General features: G+C 39.7%; 15 protein-coding genes. 7 read left to right on the top strand and 8 right to left on the bottom strand.

Annotated elements, in window-relative coordinates; genetic code table 11:
- The first annotated feature begins 16 nt into the window (after positions 1-16).
- The gene (locus HWV03_RS16160; RefSeq protein WP_211676830.1) at positions 17-919 is read left to right on the top strand and encodes a LysR family transcriptional regulator; all 903 of its coding nucleotides are present in this window, start codon (positions 17-19) and stop codon (positions 917-919) included.
- Position 920: 1 nt separating this feature from the next.
- Here HWV03_RS16160 and lysE read toward each other — a convergent pair whose 3' ends face one another.
- On the bottom strand, positions 921-1532 hold the full coding sequence (gene lysE / locus HWV03_RS16155) for an L-lysine exporter (RefSeq protein WP_211676829.1): 612 nt from the start codon (positions 1530-1532) through the stop codon (positions 921-923).
- A 164-nt stretch (positions 1533-1696) separates the two neighbouring features.
- Between lysE and HWV03_RS16150 the strand changes: the two genes are divergently transcribed.
- Positions 1697-2581 carry a LysR family transcriptional regulator ArgP gene (locus HWV03_RS16150; RefSeq protein ID WP_211676828.1) on the top strand — a complete coding sequence of 295 codons (885 nt, stop codon included), beginning with the start codon at positions 1697-1699 and terminating at the stop codon, positions 2579-2581.
- 149 nt (positions 2582-2730) lie between these two features.
- Positions 2731-2943, top strand: a complete 213-nt coding sequence (locus HWV03_RS16145) for a hypothetical protein (RefSeq protein WP_255546877.1) — start codon at positions 2731-2733, stop codon at positions 2941-2943.
- A 26-nt stretch (positions 2944-2969) separates the two neighbouring features.
- On the opposite strand, the gene HWV03_RS16140 is transcribed toward HWV03_RS16145, so the two are convergent.
- Positions 2970-4421, bottom strand: coding sequence for a dihydrolipoyl dehydrogenase (locus tag HWV03_RS16140; protein WP_211676826.1), 1452 nt, complete (start codon positions 4419-4421; stop codon positions 2970-2972).
- A 512-nt stretch (positions 4422-4933) separates the two neighbouring features.
- Between HWV03_RS16140 and HWV03_RS16135 the strand changes: the two genes are divergently transcribed.
- Positions 4934-6913 carry a methyl-accepting chemotaxis protein gene (locus tag HWV03_RS16135; protein WP_211676825.1) on the top strand — a complete coding sequence of 660 codons (1980 nt, stop codon included), beginning with the start codon at positions 4934-4936 and terminating at the stop codon, positions 6911-6913.
- Positions 6891-7196: a hypothetical protein gene (locus HWV03_RS16130; protein WP_211680391.1), complete on the top strand. Its 306-nt coding sequence runs from the start codon at positions 6891-6893 to the stop codon at positions 7194-7196. Before HWV03_RS16135 ends, HWV03_RS16130 begins: the two co-directional genes overlap by 23 nt.
- 34 nt (positions 7197-7230) lie before the next feature.
- Here the strand turns inward: HWV03_RS16130 and HWV03_RS16125 are convergent, their stop codons facing one another.
- Positions 7231-7965, bottom strand: a complete 735-nt coding sequence (locus HWV03_RS16125) for a glutathione peroxidase (protein WP_211676824.1) — start codon at positions 7963-7965, stop codon at positions 7231-7233.
- A 372-nt stretch (positions 7966-8337) separates the two neighbouring features.
- Between HWV03_RS16125 and HWV03_RS16120 the strand changes: the two genes are divergently transcribed.
- Positions 8338-9510, top strand: coding sequence for a GGDEF domain-containing protein (locus HWV03_RS16120; protein WP_211676823.1), 1173 nt, complete (start codon positions 8338-8340; stop codon positions 9508-9510).
- A gap of 146 nt (positions 9511-9656) precedes the next feature.
- Here HWV03_RS16120 and crr read toward each other — a convergent pair whose 3' ends face one another.
- From crr to cysK, 4 genes are all read right to left on the bottom strand, one after another.
- Positions 9657-10169: a PTS glucose transporter subunit IIA gene (crr, locus tag HWV03_RS16115; protein ID WP_211672527.1), complete on the bottom strand. Its 513-nt coding sequence runs from the start codon at positions 10167-10169 to the stop codon at positions 9657-9659.
- Between the two features lie 120 nt (positions 10170-10289).
- The gene (ptsI, locus tag HWV03_RS16110; protein WP_211676822.1) at positions 10290-12017 is read right to left on the bottom strand and encodes a phosphoenolpyruvate-protein phosphotransferase PtsI; all 1728 of its coding nucleotides are present in this window, start codon (positions 12015-12017) and stop codon (positions 10290-10292) included.
- A 48-nt stretch (positions 12018-12065) separates the two neighbouring features.
- Positions 12066-12323: an HPr family phosphocarrier protein gene (locus HWV03_RS16105; protein WP_211676821.1), complete on the bottom strand. Its 258-nt coding sequence runs from the start codon at positions 12321-12323 to the stop codon at positions 12066-12068.
- A gap of 343 nt (positions 12324-12666) precedes the next feature.
- Positions 12667-13635, bottom strand: a complete 969-nt coding sequence (gene cysK, locus HWV03_RS16100; protein ID WP_211676820.1) for a cysteine synthase A — start codon at positions 13633-13635, stop codon at positions 12667-12669.
- Between the two features lie 477 nt (positions 13636-14112).
- On the opposite strand from cysK, the gene HWV03_RS16095 reads away from it, so the two are divergent.
- Positions 14113-15234 carry a beta-ketoacyl-ACP synthase III gene (locus HWV03_RS16095; protein WP_211676819.1) on the top strand — a complete coding sequence of 374 codons (1122 nt, stop codon included), beginning with the start codon at positions 14113-14115 and terminating at the stop codon, positions 15232-15234.
- Between the two features lie 128 nt (positions 15235-15362).
- Here HWV03_RS16095 and cysZ read toward each other — a convergent pair whose 3' ends face one another.
- Positions 15363-16097 (bottom strand): sulfate transporter CysZ, encoded by a 735-nt coding sequence (gene cysZ / locus HWV03_RS16090; protein WP_211676818.1) that lies wholly within the window; start codon positions 16095-16097, stop codon positions 15363-15365.
- Positions 16098-16126: the final 29 nt, after the last annotated feature.

Here is a 16126-nt window from a genome sequence, read left to right as displayed (position 1 = left end):
CGTGTTAAGGATCATGATGAAAGTGCCAACGGTGAGTTTAGAACAATGGTATATCTTTAAGGTCGTAGTCGATCAGGGCAGTTTTCAGGGGGCGGCTGATTACTTAATTAAAAGTCAAAGTTCGATTAGTTATGCTATCCAAAAGCTGCAAGAGAATCTGGGTGTGCGTTTATTTGAACAACAGGGTCGTCGCGCAGTCGTCACAGATATGGGTAAGAAGATGTTGATCCAAGCGGATGAGTTATTAATGCAAGCGGCAAGTATCGAGCAATTGGCGGGGGAGTATAGTGCAGGTTGGGAACCGTTGCTAAAAGTGATGACGACGCAACTTTTTCCACCGCAATTGTTAACTGAGGTTCTGGCCTTATTTGCTCAGCAATGCACGGTGACCAGCATTGATTTTCAGCAAGGTACGTTATCAGGGGTGACGGACGCTGCGACCTATGGCACGGCAGACCTGATTATTAGCAGTCGAATTCCCACTGGATTTACGGGAGAAAAATTGTGTCATGGGCAGTTATCACGTTTTGTACATCACCAGCATCCGTTAGCCTTGTTAAATCGACCATTAACGCTTGCAGAATTAAAACCCCATGCCCAAATTGTGATGAGTGATTCGAGTACGTATCGTAGTGTTGATGCAGGTTGGTTAGGCTCGCAGCAGCGTTGGACGGTGAATAATTTTCATGAATCACTTAGTTTGATTAAACTGGGGGTTGGACATGCGACTTTACCCATTAGCCGCATCCAAGATGAATTAGCGAATGGTGAGCTGGTGGAACTTATCATTGAAGATCATGTGCGCTTTGATTTGTCGTTATACTTGGTATACGCCAATAAAAAAACCTTAGGCCCTGCTGGCTTGCTGTTTTCAAAACTATTAAAACAACAAGCCAAACAATACGTAATCGATGCTTAGATCATGCGAGGTTGCGATACAGACTACTGGCGATTAACCACATAATACAGCCGACCGTGATGTCGATAACACGTTGTATTTTGGGGTGGTTGAGCCAGTTCGAAAACTTAGCTGCGCTAAAGGCTAGGCCATAAAACCACAAGATTGAGGCTAAAATCGTCCCCGCGGCAAAAGCTAATCGGTTATCGCCACTAAATTGATTACCGACACTCCCTAACACAACCACAGTATCTAAATACACATGCGGGTTAAGTAAGGTGACCGCTAGCGTTGCCATTACCACCATTTTACGGGATTTATGGATGCCATCTAACTCGGTTTTTCCGTATTGATATTGCCATGCACTGCGAAATGACATTGCGCCATAAGTCGATAAAAACGCTATGCCACCCCAAGTTATTATTTGTAGTAAATCGGGATTTAATGCCAACAAACTACCCGCACCAAACACACCAGCACTGATTAGTAAGGCATCACAAATAATGCAGATACTAGCGGTTAAAAAATGATGGTTACGTTTGATCCCCTGATTTAAAATATACGCATTTTGCGCGCCGATAGGGATGATCATACTACCGCCAAGCAGTAGCCCTTGAATTGTTGCTGTTAACATAATGAACCTCTAGAAAATAGGCTGTCGAGATTACAAAAAATTAAGTTATAAGTATAATTAATGTTTTTTATACTTGATTAGTTAAACTTATATGGCGTGTTGAGCGTTCAGAATTGTCATGATGAATGCTCAATATTGGAATCATAAAGAAGGGATAGTGCGCAGTGGATTATAAATTATTACATGCTTTGCAAGTGGTGATAGAGCAGCAAAGCTTTGAACGAGCAGCCAATGTTTTGTGTATTTCACAGCCAGCAGTATCACAGCGTATCAAGTCGTTAGAAGAATATGTGGCACAGCCAGTGTTGATCCGTAGCCAACCGATTGTGGCGACCGATATTGGCCAGCGCTTATTAAAACATTATAAACAAGTGCAGCACCTAGAAGCTGAATTATTACCGAGTATCAGTGCGGCATCGACTGATAAGGCTGTGGTGATGGCCATTGCAGTGAATGCTGATAGTTTAGCTACCTGGTTTATTCCTGCCTTGGCACCGTTGTTAAAGCAATATCCGATTGAACTGAATTTACAGATAATGGATGAGGCTAGAACGCTTGAAAAAGTGAAAGCTGGAGAGGCGTTTGGTGCGCTGAGTTTACAAAAGAAGCCATTGCCGGGTTGTGAATCAACGTTATTGGGTGAGCTGAACTATGCCTTAGTGGCAACGCCAGCGTTTGTGCGACAGTATTTACCTGAAGGTATAACTCAGAAAGCCCTGCGTAAAGCACCAGCGGTGTCATTTGATCATAAAGATGACATGCACATTAAGTTTATTCAACAACATTTTAGTTTGGCTGGTGGCAGTTACCCTTGTCATATTGTGCGCTCGTCAGAAGCTTTTGTCGCAATGGCTAATGCAGGTGTGGCATATTGTTTGATCCCAGAGTTACAAATCAAAGATGAACTCGCATCGGGTCAATTAGTTAAGTTGACTGATATACAACTCACCATTCCTTTGTATTGGCATCGTTGGATATTGCTAAAAGGTTTGTATAAGCAAGTATCAGAACAGGTTATTCTCGCTGGAAAGCGAGATATCCCTTGTTAATTGGATGGTGAGATATAAACATATTGATAAATTGTATTTAATATAATACTTTGCTATTAACCTTCGATTTTGAATGAGATAACTTAGATATTAAAGTTAGTGGTAACTGTTCAGGAATGGTTAAATTAACAAGGATGGAGACAGTAGCTATGGATAGTAAAGAAAGACAACACTTAGATGAGACGTGTTCGGAACAAGAAAAAACACAGTTGATCATTAGAGAGTTAAATGAACAAATTAAACGTATGACTGACTATGTTGAGCAACATAGTCAGTCATATACTACTGCGCTGTATAACACGCTAAAAGCGACTATACGTTATCGTGACAGTTTAGTTGCAAGCCTTGCACGCCAAACTTAGTATTTGCTTAAGCGCTTAAGTTTTAACTAGCAACCTGGACCACAATCCATACAATGCTTAATCATATCTGGGCCTAAATGCAGTTTTGCATTGAGGTCTCGTAGCGCTGTTCTTACACCTTCTTCAATAACGGGGTGATAAAATGGCATATCTAGCATTTCTGATACGGTCATTTTTTGTTGATGTGCCCATGCTAATAAGTGCGCTAGATGTTCGGCATCAGGACCAATCATTTCAGCCCCTAAGAAAAGACCTGTTCCGTGTTCTGCATATACATGTAACAAACCTTTATTACGTAGCATTACACGTGATCGGCCTTGGTTTTCGAATGATACAGTCCCCGTTTCAAAACAACCACAGTTACCTAGTCGTTCGATGATCTGTTTATATGTTTCACCTACCATAGCAATCTGCGGGTCTGTAAATACCGCTGATATAACGGAGCGACGTAATCCGGCTCTGATTTGTGGGAAACGTCCTGCGTTATCACCGGCAATACGGGCTTGGTCGGCTGCTTCGTGCAATAGCGGGATTTGATTACTTGCATCACCCGAAATAAAGATACTTTCTACGGATGTTTGCATGGTGTAATAATCTGCCGTTGGTACTCCGCGTTCATCCAGTTCAAGGGTGGTATTTTGTAGGCCAATTTTATCCACATTTGGACGACGTCCAGTGGCTGCTAGAACGTATTCAACATTAACCGTTTGTAGTGCTTGCTGATGATCTAAATACTTAATTTCAACATGGTCACCTTGACGTTTCATGCTTTCAACTTTTACATCGGCATCGAGGTAGAATTCCTCATTAAATGATTTATTCGCATATGCCATGACTGATGGGTCTGTTAATGGACCGACTTGGCCACCAAGACCAAACATGATCACTTCAACACCAAGGCGCTTTAATGACTGACCTAGTTCCAGGCCTATGACTCCAGGGCCAAACACCGCGATTGATTTTGGTAAATCATCCCATTCAAATACATCATCGTTGATAACAAGGCGGTCGCCTAATTCGTTCCATATAGCTGGATAAGCAGGACGTGAACCTGTTGCTATCACAATACGTTTAGCATTTATCTGTGTATGGTCATCAACAAGTAATGTCGTATTGTTTAAGAATTTTGCATAACCAGACACTTTGTCTTGAGCTGGAATTTCATCAACACCCTCGACGACAAAACCAACAAAACGGTCGCGCTCACTTTTAACTCGTGCCATTACTTCTACACCGTTAATGACGGTTTCGCCTTGTGGGTGAATCCCAAATCCTGGCGCCTTTTGAATGTGGTGTACACTTTCGGCTGCAGCAATCAGTAGTTTTGATGGCATGCAGCCAACACGCGCACAAGTTGTTCCATAAGGGCCACCTTCGATAATCACGACACTATCTGAATGAGCCTTTGCTGCACGGTATGCGCCTAGCCCTGCTGTACCACCGCCAATTACTGCTACATCTACATTTATCATATTCATAATTCAGCCTTAAAAAATGTTATGGCGAAAACGAAGTTTGTTTGTCGCACTTATTTTATATTCAAATTTGGGGGGACGAAGTGTCTGCCTCGTCTTGATGTAGCTATTATGCAAAACCCCAATGGATAGCGCTAATCGATTGATTGTTTTGATTTGATAGTTTTAACTTATCAATATTGATGTTGACACTGTATTTTTAATCCATAATGGGCGTTGTCTTTGCTGTGGTTAAGGTATGAAATAGAGCGCTATGACAGGGATGTCGTAATGGTTTTTCTATTAATAAAACAGTCAGTTACTTTTATATATAAAACTTGTATTTAAATAGCGTATTATTCAATCGTTCGCCCAAATTTCATTGCGCCAGAACAAGTAAAGGTGATCTTTATCACTGTGTTACGTAAACATTAATACAATGTATGATATATGTGGGTATTATTTGTTGGCATAGTTATAGTATTTACTCTAATTCTATATATTTTAGTACTTTATTTACGTATTCAGGGATGGTTATGAAATTTTCAGATGTATCGTTTAAGCATAAAATTCTTATGTTATTGGCTTTGCCTATGTTAGGTTTTTTATGGTTGAGTTTTTCTTCTATCTCCCAAAGCATTGAAACTCGTAAAGAGATGTCTACGTTAACAGAATTAACGCACCTATCTGTGCAGTACAGCGAATTAGTGCATGAATTACAAAAAGAACGGGGTATGACTGTAGGGTTTATTGGCTCTAACGGCAGCAAATTTAGCGCTAAATTACGTAAACAACGTGCAGATACGGACGCGAAGCAAGCTAAAATGATGCGTTTTTGGCAACAAAATGAATTTTCAGACAGTCATATACAGCAACTCTACGTAAGAATTAAACAAGATTTATCTATGCTTACGGGTATTCGTAACAAAGTGGATGCTCAAAATATTGAGTTAGCATCGGCGTTACGTTATTACACACAATTGAATGCCAAGTTGTTAAGTGTCTCTGGTTTAATCGTCGATATCAGTAGCGATGCTAGTATCACCGCAGAAACAATTGCATATTATAATTTTTTACAAGGTAAAGAGCGTGCTGGAATAGAGCGTGCAGTGCTAAGCAATGTGTTTTCTAAAGATCATTTTTCGACGGATAATTTTGTTAAATTTATTTCATTAGTGGTTGAGCAAGAAACCTATTTTTCAAATTTTAAGACATTTTCTACAAGCAGTAATAACAAATTTTTTGCTCAGCAGTTAAATACCCCTGCAGTGAAAGAAGTCATGAAGCTAAGACATATCGCCCAGACTAAATCGACAGGGCTTAATGTTGATGCCGAATATTGGTTTAGCCAAGCCAGTGCGCGTATTAGCCAACTGAAAAGCATTCAAGACGAACTTGAGCGCTCGTTATTAACTCTCGCTGATAGTCATCGTAATAGTGCTGTTACAATATTGATGATGAATATCGCGTTCAGTGTCCTGATTATTGTTATTGTTGCTGTGATTAGTTTTATTACTATTCGAGATTTAATGTCGAGAGTAAATGAGCTAATGGATGTGATGACCGAGGTGCGTGACAATAATGACTTAACAGTGCAAACAAAGCTTGCTGGTGAAAGTGAATTGGGACAAATAGCAACAGCTCTGAACCTTACGTTATCGCAATTTGCGGGGGCGATGGATAACATCTCAACATCAAGTATTACGCTTGCTTCTGCGGCAGAAGAAACGGCGCAAACTTGTGACTACAGCTCCAAATCATTGGCTGAACAGCAAAATGGTATTAGTTTGATTGCCACTGCAATTGAGGAATTGTCTGTAACGGTCAAAGAAGTGGCTGAGAATACGCAACTGACAGCGGATTCAGCAAAAGAAGTCGATCTACAAGCGGTGAGTGGTTTTGACATTGTACAGCAATCATCATTGTCTATTGAAGATTTAGCGAGTGAAATTGATGGATTAGCGCAGCGTATTAATAATCTACATACGAGTAGCAATAACATTACTAATATGGTCGATGTTATTAAATCTGTTGCGGACCAAACTAACTTATTAGCGTTGAATGCAGCGATTGAAGCGGCTCGAGCCGGGGAGCAAGGACGTGGTTTTGCTGTCGTAGCAGATGAAGTGAGAACATTAGCTAAGCGCACTCAAGAGTCAACAGCAGAAATAGAAAGCTTTATTAGTGCGCTACAAGCCGATGCAGATGCAGCGTTTAATGTGATTGAAGTTAGCCAGACAAAAGCATCTGAAGCAGTGAGTAATTCTCAAGCTGTAGCCAAAACATTGCAGGATATAACCGTTTCCATCAATCAAATATTCTCAATGACTGAACAAGTGGCAACCGCGATCGAAGAGCAATCTGTAGTGACACAAGATGTTGCTCAGAATGTTGTAACGATAAAACAAAAATCGTTGGAGTCAGCAACGGGGGCCACTCAAATAGCGATGACAGCAAAAGAGCAAGCTCAGTTAGCTACGTCGTTACAAGATATTGCTAAAGTATTTAAAATCTAAAAAGGGTAAACATGAAAATAATAAACAAAGTAAAAGTAATTGGATTTTAGCATTAATCGCTTTAGTTATTAGTGGTTGTACATCCGAAAAAACGGCGATAGAGAAAGGGGATGTCGTTCTTGGTATGAGTAAAGATGCCGTTATCACCAGTCGTGGTTTTCCGCCTGCACATAAAACCGCAAGTCTAAAATTAGATAGCTGGATATTTTGTTTAACAGAGCTTAAAACGAAAAAGGAAGCATCGCTGCTTCCTTTTTTATTGCCCACGAATAACGGCATGTGAGACACGCTATCCGGTAATATAATTGTAGCTGATATTAAGCGAAGTGTGCTTCTAACGCTTCACTTCCACCTATATGTTTACCACCAATATAGATTTGCGGCACTGTGCTGCTACCTGTTACTGCACGTAGGCTGACTGTTGTTGCGTCTTTACCTAATACCACTTCTTCGTAGTTTAGGCCTTGGTCGATCAAGGTTTGTTTTGCTTTTGTACAGAACGGGCAACCCGGTTTAGTAAATACGGTGATTGACTCTTGTACTTTGTACTCAGGGGCCACATAACCTAGCATAGTATCTGCATCAGAAACCTTGAACGGGTCGCCTGGTTCGTCAGCTTCGATAAACATTTTTTCTACCACGCCATTTTTAACCAGCATGCTGTAACGCCATGAACGTTTGCCAAAACCGATGTCAGATTTGTCGACCAACATGCCCATGCCTGCAGAGAACTCACCATTACCATCTGGAATGAAAGTGATGTTTTCTGCTTCTTGGTCATCTTTCCATGCGTTCATTACAAAGGTATCGTTTACTGATACACATAATATGTCATCAACGCCATGTGCTGAAAATACGCTAGCTAATTCGTTGTAACGTGGTAGATGGCTTGAAGAACACGTTGGTGTGAATGCGCCTGGCAGGCTGAATACAATCACAGTTTTGTTAGCAAAAAGTTCTTCTGTTGTACGGTTAACCCATGCGTCACCTTGACGGATTGGGAATGTAACTTGTGGAACCGCTTGGCCTTCTTTCGATACTAATGTTGTCATAATATATTCCTTAACGTCGCTATTAATTAAGCTAACTTATGTTTGTTATAAAGAGGTTTGATATAAATTGTTCTATAAAAATAAATAGGGTGAAGACGTTGTGTCTGTGTCGTCTTGATGTAGCTATTATGCAATAAACATGGTTGTAGGTATAATCGATTGAACTTTACATTTTGATAGGTTTTGATTATCGTAATTTCTGGTGTATGGATTTTGCGTATATGATTTCCGTAGGCTATTGAGCTGTAGTAAAGATAATAGTTCGGGTTGTCATTATTCAGTTAATCTACTTGATTAACATGCGGTTATACGGTAAATTCTCTGCGTTGAATCGTTAATGAAGTATCACTTTTTTAGAGTTTAATGAATCCCATGCCCTTATCCATACTAGACTTATTTTCCATCGCAATATTCACCGCTTTTGGATTATTATTTCTGGCGATTATTATGGTGTGTATTTGGATTGGTAATCGACGTTATGTGGGCGTAAGTAATTGGCTCGTCGCGACCTCCATTATATTAGTTTTTGCGTTTATTATCGCTGAAGAACTTTGGTACTTGAAACTGGATGGTTATAGCAATAATGCATGGTTAAATATCATGTTCCCCAATATTCTATTGTGTTTTGGTGTATGTCAAATTAGTCATGGTTTCCATCGCTTTCTTCAGATAAAACAATCTTTATTTTGGCTCTATGCTTGCCAGCTCCTGATTATTGGTCCCTTGTATGCGTATGGATTATCAGTCGAAGCACCGATTTTATTCAGTATTATAGTACTCACGTTATCAGTAACAATAAGCCTGTGTTTTAACTGTTATTATTTATTTAGCGATCAAGGTAAGCAGTATGGTCGCACAAGGTATATTTGTATTCTGGCGTGCGTATTGGCAATGTCTCTAAACGTGACACGTATACTGCTGTTATATCGTGAGCCTGATTTAATGTGCACTATTGAATTCTCTACTGCGCTAGCTTGTATCAATCTATTAATGAGTCAGTGTTTTCTTACATTTTGTTATTTAATGTTCTGTACTCAGCGTAATGCATTTTCATTACAACATATGTCTTTTATTGATCCGTTAGCGAATATTTATAATCGTCGTGGCTACCAGCATGCGATCGCAGCCTTGGCACCGCATAAAGAAGCAGCTGTTATGATCCTTGATATCGACAACTTTAAACGTGTGAATGATGAGTATGGTCATGCGACAGGCGATTTAGTCATTAAAAATATTGCGATGATTATTGCTAAAGAGTGTGGTAGTACCTGTATATATGCGCGTACAGGTGGCGAAGAGTTTAGTATCTATTCTCCATTAACTTCAGCCAAAGCAGCTGAAAGTATTGCTGAAAGCGTCCGTCTTAGAATCATGAAGCATGCTGTTAAAAAACAAAATTTATCCATTAATGTGACAGTCAGCATTGGCATCAGTATTGGTAAAAGCGTTAATATATTTGCGTTGGAAGAAGAGGCTGATAAAGCGCTTTATCAAGCAAAAAGAGATGGCCGAAATTGCACTGTGATGCAATTGTTTGTAGCCTAAAGTAGACAGCCTAAAGAATAGGAGCAGTGTGATTTGTGAATTCACGTTAGTCGTAAGAAAATACGGGCGAAAAAAAAGAGCTATCAATAGCTCTTTTTTGAATACTTAATGCGTAGTTAAAAACGAATCTCTAACTATTTTAAGTACTAGTCCTTAATAACTTTAAGAACAATAGTTTCACCTAGTGCAACTGAACCAGAGAATTTCTCCATGCTCTTAATTTCATCCATATTTGAGATGATGCAAGGTGTGATTACTGATTTCGCTTTTTCAGTTAGTAGTGCTAGATCGAATTCAATGATAGTTTCACCAGCATTGATATGTTGACCTTCTTCAGCAATACGTGTGAAGCCTTCACCGCGTAATTCAACTGTATCTAAACCGAAGTGAACTAGCACTTCTAGGCCTTCGTCTGAGCGAATTGCGAATGCGTGGTTAGTTTCGTAAATTTTTACGATCTCACCTGTTACTGGAGCAACTAGTTTGTTACCTGTTGGGTTGATAGCGATACCGTCACCAACAATTTTTTCAGCAAAGATAACATCTGGCACATCTTCGATAGCAACGATTTCACCGGCAAGTGGAGAAACAATGTGTAACGTATTGCTGTCTTTACTGTCGTCTGAAACCAGTTTTTTTAATTTATCGAATAATCCCATTTTTAACTCCTAGAATTTGGTAGACATAGTCATTGGTGATGAACAAGTGTATAACCAATGACTTTACATTGTTATCATAACATTATCTTACAAGATTAGATGCTATGACAACTGAATTAATTAGCAAGCAGCGCGCTGTTTAGTGAACTGAGCCACTAACTCCGCTATTTCGCCAGCTGTTGCACAGCTTAATGCTTGGTCTGCTAACTGTTTAACGTCAGTGAAATTAGCATTACGAATCGTTTTCTTCACTTTAGGAATTGAGATCCCGCTCATAGAGAACTCATCTAAACCCATGCCGAGTAGTAGCAGTGTTGCAGTTTCGTCACCCGCAAGTTCACCACACATACCTGTCCACTTGCCTGCAGCATGTGAAGCATCGATAACCTGCTTAATCAGCGTTAGTACCGCTGGCGTCATTGGGTTATACAGATCTGAAATCATTTCGTTACCACGGTCTACCGCAAGTGTGTACTGCGTTAAATCGTTAGTACCAATACTAAAGAAGTCTACTTCTTTAATAAGGTGATGTGCAATTGCAGCAGCTGCTGGTGTTTCAACCATGACACCTGTTTCAATTGCGTTATCAAAAGCGTGACCTTCAGAGGTTAATTCGGCTTTCAGAGTCTCAAGAATATCCTTAAGGCGACGTACTTCTTCTACAGAAATAATCATCGGGAACATAATGCGAACTTTACCAAATGCAGATGCACGTAAAATAGCGCGTAGCTGTGCGTTCATGATTTCTGGACGGTCGAAACAGATTCGGATCGCGCGCCAACCCAAGAATGGGTTCATTTCTTTTGGTAAGTTTAGGTATGGTAGATCTTTGTCGCCACCAATATCCATAGTACGAATGATCACACCTTGACCATTCATGCTTTCTGCAACCGCTTTGTATGCTTCGAACTGTTCATCTTCAGTTGGTAAGCTATCGCGATCCATAAATAGGAATTCGGTACGGTAAAGACCAACGCCTTCGCCGCCATTACGAATTACACCAGCACAATCTTTTACTGTACCAACATTACCACACACTTCTACGTGATGACCGTCAAGCGTGATTGCAGGTAAGTCTTTCATTTTAAGCAGCTCAGCTTTGTCAGCAAGATACTGTGCTTGAGTTACTTTGTATTCTTTGATTACGTCTTCTGATGGGTTAACAATAACGTTATTGTTAATGGCATCAAGAATAACGAAGTCACCTGATTTGATTATTTCAGTTACGTTGCCTGTACCAACAACCGCTGGTAGCTCTAATGAGCGCGCCATGATTGATGTATGTGCAGTACGGCCACCTAAGTCAGTCACGAAACCTAAGATTTTATCTAGGTTAATCTGTGCTGTTTCTGACGGTGTTAAATCGCTTGCGATTAGAATCACTTGCTCTTCGATTGCGCTTAATGACACGATTTCCATGCCTAGCGCATTTTTTACGATACGGTTACCGATATCACGGAAATCCGCAGCGCGTTCTCTTAAATAAGGGTCATCTAATGCAGCCATCATTTCAGCATTTTCTTCAATGATGCTGTGAATTGCAAAATCTGCCGATACTTTATTTTTTTTAATAAAGGTTACGATATCTTCTTCAAGCTCTTCGTCTTCAAGTAACATCATGTGTCCCTCGAAGATTTCAGCTTTCTCGTCGCCAAATGTTTGGCGTGCCATTTCCGTAATAGCTTCAAGCTGTATAGCAGACTTATCCCTAGCAGCTAAAAAGATAGCTATTTGTTCATCGATCTGTGCCGTTTCAATAGTTTGTTGGTTAAGAACAATTTCTTCGTTAATGAATAGTTGTGCTTTACCAAAAGCAATACCTGGTGAGGCGAGAATGCCTGATATCATAACCTTTCCTTACTTCAATACAAAAAATACATTAATAACGGATGGGATTTATTCTAAAACATCCATAAGCGCTACTAGCGCTTCAACAGCCGCTTGCTCGTCAGTACCTTCAGCAGAAATAGTCATTGTTACACCTTTAGAAAGGCCTAACGTTTGTAGTTTAAATAAGCTTGTAGCACTTGCAGATTTACCGCCAGCTTCAACAGAGATTTTTGATTCGAATTCTTTTGCTTTTTTTACGAAAAGAGCAGCAGGACGAGTGTGAAGACCGTTTGGTGCGATAATTACAACTGATTTTTGATACATAACTTTTCCTTAAAATAACGATTCTAAAAGAGTGTTTACTATAACCATAAGTGTAATTGTAATCTAATTTTACAGTGTAAAATAACTTTTTTTCATACAAAAAATGGGTATAGATCATGTTTTTGTAAGTTTTACGACAAAACAATGCGATGTCAGTATATTACCCCTAATTTAGCCCTGTGTTGTAGTTTAATTACAACAAAAGGAGCAAAGTGTGACCGCTATCAATAGGAATAAAAAAAGTGGCTTGTACAAAAAAAAGCCGCTAGTGCGGCTTTTGTTAATCTTGTTAATTTGATGTAACTACAAGATTACGGTTGTAACTATAACAACACGGTTGTAACTATTGTTGGAGTTCTTGCTCAGTAAATACACCATCAAATAATGCAGTACTTAAATAACGTTCGCCTGACGATGGCAGGATGACGACAATGTTCTTATCTGCAAATTCAGGTAACGCAGCTAAACGGGCTGCAACAACAACAGCTGCACCTGAAGAAATACCGGCTAAGATACCTTCTTCTTTCATTAGACGTTGTGCCATTTCGATAGATTCTTCATTAGACACGGCTTCTACACGGTCGACCATTTCTAGATCAAGGTTACCTGGGATGAAACCTGCGCCAATACCTTGAATTTTATGTGGACCTGGCGTTAATGCTTCACCGGCTTTCGCTTGACTGATAACAGGTGAATTAGTTGGTTCAACAGCAACAGATAAAAGTTCTTTACCTTTATTTAATTTAATATAGCGGCTTGTACCTGTAATCGTACCGCCCGTACCTACACCTGATACTAAAATATCGACTTTACCGTCGGTTGCTTCCCAGATTTCTGGACCCGTTGTTTGTTCATGGATTGCTGGGTTAGCTGGATTTTCAAATTGTTGTAATAAAATCGTAGTTTCAGGATTTGCGTCACGGATCTCAGTCGCTTTATCAATCGCGCCTTTCATACCCTTAGCACCATCCGTTAGAACGAGGTTTGCGCCCAATGCTTTAAGCAATTTGCGACGTTCAAGGCTCATTGTATTTGGCATTGTTAATGTGAGCTTATAACCACGAGCCGCAGCTACAAATGCTAATGCAATACCGGTATTACCACTTGTTGGCTCAACGATATCAATTCCTTCTTTTAAGAGACCGTCTTTTTCTGCTTGCCAGATCATGTTAGCACCGATACGGCACTTAACACTTGCACTTGGGTTGCGGCTTTCTATTTTTGCAAAGACGTTACCTGTTGTTACACGGTTTAAACGAACTAAAGGTGTGTCACCGATAGACAATGAATTGTCTTGTAAAATTTGGCTCATGAGATTTCCCTATATAAATGAATACTCGTAACTTATAACTAACTAATTTATAGCTTAAGCATACTGATTAGTTTGAAAATTGAAAATTCTGTTTTGTTATATCGTTAGGTTCTAAAATGATAAGCACTTATAACTATTGGTTATGCGTGATGCTTAACAACATAGTGTCTAAATTTGGTTTAATCAACAAATTAATTCTATTTAATAATTTATTAATTTTATTTAATGATTTATTAATTTATCGCGTTGAGTCCACTCTATATATAGACCAAATACGATAGGTTAGTTCCTTGTTACTTATGTAATTTAGTGTTTGCTTCGCAATTTTAACCCATGTTATTTGATAACAGGGTGTTATTTTTTCATTTTGTCGGATAGGTAACTAGATCTAGCTAACTGTTTGCTTTATTTTAGTGGTCACTGTATCCAACTTAGTTGATAGTAGCTAAAGCTAATTAGTCGATAAAGGACAATGTAATGAGTAATGTAGTAATTAGTGGTAGCGGTTTATTCACCCCTCCTGATGTAATTAGTAATGATGAATTAGTAACGAGCTTTAATTGCTACGTTGATAATTTTAATACAGACAATGCCGTTGCGATTGAAGCTGGCGAATTAACTGCCAAAGCGCATTCAAGCAGTGAGTTTATTGAGAAAGCATCAGGCATTAAAAGTCGTTTTGTGATGAGCAAAGCGGGTATTTTAGATCCAGCTATCATGCGTCCGGTATTTCAACCTATTGCTGACGATGAACCTAGTATTACGGTACAAATGGCGTTAGTTGCCGCCAAACAAGCATTAGCTGCAGCCAATAAAGAAGCACAAGATATCGATTTAATTATTTTTGCAGCGTCTGGTTTCCAACGCGCGTATCCGGCAATGGCTGTTGAGCTGCAACACTTCCTTGGCGCTAACGGTTTTGCTTATGATATGAGTGTGGCGTGTTCATCGGCTACATTTGCTATTGCTAGTGCCATGGACGCGGTTAAGTCAGGACGTAGTAAAGCAGCGTTAGTGGTTAACCCTGAAATTTGTTCTGCGCATTTAAACTTTAAAGATCGTGACAGCCACTTTATTTTTGGTGACGTGTGTACAGCTGTCGTGATTGAAGATAAAGCCACAGCAACGAGTGAACATTGCTACGAGATCATTGATAGTAAGTTGTTTACCCAGTACTCAAATAATATCCGTAATAACCTTGGGTATTTAAGCCGCAGTGAAGGCGTTGATATCAATGCTGACTCAAGTTTCTTTATGCAAAATGGGCGCAAGGTATTTAAAGAAGTATTACCTACTGTTTATAACTTGATCACAGAACAGTTAAACGGTTTAGAGTTGCAAGCAGGTGACTTTAAACGTTTATGGTTACATCAAGCGAATATCAACATGAATAATTATTTAGCAAAGAAGCTATTGGGTCGTGATCCATCGGCTGCAGAAGCGCCTATTATTCTAGATGAGTATGCGAATACTGCATCGGCCGGCTCAATTATTGCCTTCCATTTACATCAAGACGGTGTGGAAAGTGGAGATCTCGCGTTAATCTGTTCGTTTGGTGCTGGTTACTCTGTGGGTTCTTTAGTACTAAAGCGCTGTTAATTCGTTACGAGTGATCGAGTAAACGATATAGTTGTCGTTATTAAAGAATATATGAAACAAAAAGACCCCGTTAATGCGTTAACGGGGTCTTTTATTTTAACGAACATCATCTCTATGCGTTGCAGTGTCTACTTATCGCTGCTATCAACCCACATTGCTGTTGCGCCACATACGGCAACAGGCATAACGATGAAATTAACCACGGGAATAGACTGACACAGTGCCACCATAGAGCCAAAACTTAACGACTGCATACGGTTTGATGATAGTTCGCTGCGCATCTCGTCAAAGCCAACTTTATTGTTATCAAAGGTGTAATCGGCATATTGAATGGCCAACATCCACGCGGTAAAGATAAACCACAATACTGGCGCCACGGTCTGACCGACAACTGGAATGAAAAATAACAGCAGTAAACCAATGGCACGGGGAATGTAGTATTTTATCTTTTTAAGCTCGCGCGTCAGTACTCGGGGAATATCTAATATAATATCTTTAATGCTACTTTCTGGCATCGGCTTATTACTTAATAGCAGTTCGGTTTGTTCTGCTAATAGGCCATTAAACGGCGCGGCAATAATATTGGCAATAGCACCAAAAAAGAACCCGAATAATAGCAGTATAAGGATAAAGGCGAGGGGTTTGATGATATAAACTAACCAGCTTAACCAGTCTAGGCTTGCTTCGAGTTGCATTAGCCACACATCGATTTGTTGAAATAAGAAATAAAAGCTAACCGAAAACAACATGAGGTTAACTAATAGCGGGATCAATACAAAAGGTCTTAGCTTAGGTTGACGAATTAAGTCAAAACCTTGCAAGAAATATTGAAATCCCGATAACGATGGTTTTATTGAAAGCATATTCTATGGCGCCTTATGGGTGGTTTATG

The organism is Moritella sp. 36 (assembly GCF_018219415.1).
Taxonomy (GTDB): Bacteria; Pseudomonadota; Gammaproteobacteria; order Enterobacterales; family Moritellaceae; genus Moritella.
The sequence above is the reverse complement of the archived record's forward strand: the minus strand, read 5'-3'. Positions and strand labels throughout refer to the sequence as shown.

What these genes read in the sequence shown, in the direction of transcription:
- HWV03_RS16160 (WP_211676830.1), top strand. Translation starts at nt 17, where the DNA reads ATGAAAGTGCCAACGGTGAGTTTAGAACAATGGTATATCTTTAAGGTC.
- lysE (WP_211676829.1), bottom strand. Translation starts at nt 1,532, where the DNA reads ATGTTAACAGCAACAATTCAAGGGCTACTGCTTGGCGGTAGTATGATC.
- HWV03_RS16145 (WP_255546877.1), top strand. Translation starts at nt 2,731, where the DNA reads ATGGATAGTAAAGAAAGACAACACTTAGATGAGACGTGTTCGGAACAA.
- HWV03_RS16140 (WP_211676826.1), bottom strand. Translation starts at nt 4,421, where the DNA reads ATGAATATGATAAATGTAGATGTAGCAGTAATTGGCGGTGGTACAGCA.
- HWV03_RS16135 (WP_211676825.1), top strand. Translation starts at nt 4,934, where the DNA reads ATGAAATTTTCAGATGTATCGTTTAAGCATAAAATTCTTATGTTATTG.
- HWV03_RS16125 (WP_211676824.1), bottom strand. Translation starts at nt 7,965, where the DNA reads ATGACAACATTAGTATCGAAAGAAGGCCAAGCGGTTCCACAAGTTACA.
- HWV03_RS16120 (WP_211676823.1), top strand. Translation starts at nt 8,338, where the DNA reads ATGCCCTTATCCATACTAGACTTATTTTCCATCGCAATATTCACCGCT.
- crr (WP_211672527.1), bottom strand. Translation starts at nt 10,169, where the DNA reads ATGGGATTATTCGATAAATTAAAAAAACTGGTTTCAGACGACAGTAAA.
- ptsI (WP_211676822.1), bottom strand. Translation starts at nt 12,017, where the DNA reads ATGATATCAGGCATTCTCGCCTCACCAGGTATTGCTTTTGGTAAAGCA.
- HWV03_RS16105 (WP_211676821.1), bottom strand. Translation starts at nt 12,323, where the DNA reads ATGTATCAAAAATCAGTTGTAATTATCGCACCAAACGGTCTTCACACT.
- cysK (WP_211676820.1), bottom strand. Translation starts at nt 13,635, where the DNA reads ATGAGCCAAATTTTACAAGACAATTCATTGTCTATCGGTGACACACCT.
- HWV03_RS16095 (WP_211676819.1), top strand. Translation starts at nt 14,113, where the DNA reads ATGAGTAATGTAGTAATTAGTGGTAGCGGTTTATTCACCCCTCCTGAT.
- cysZ (WP_211676818.1), bottom strand. Translation starts at nt 16,097, where the DNA reads ATGCTTTCAATAAAACCATCGTTATCGGGATTTCAATATTTCTTGCAA.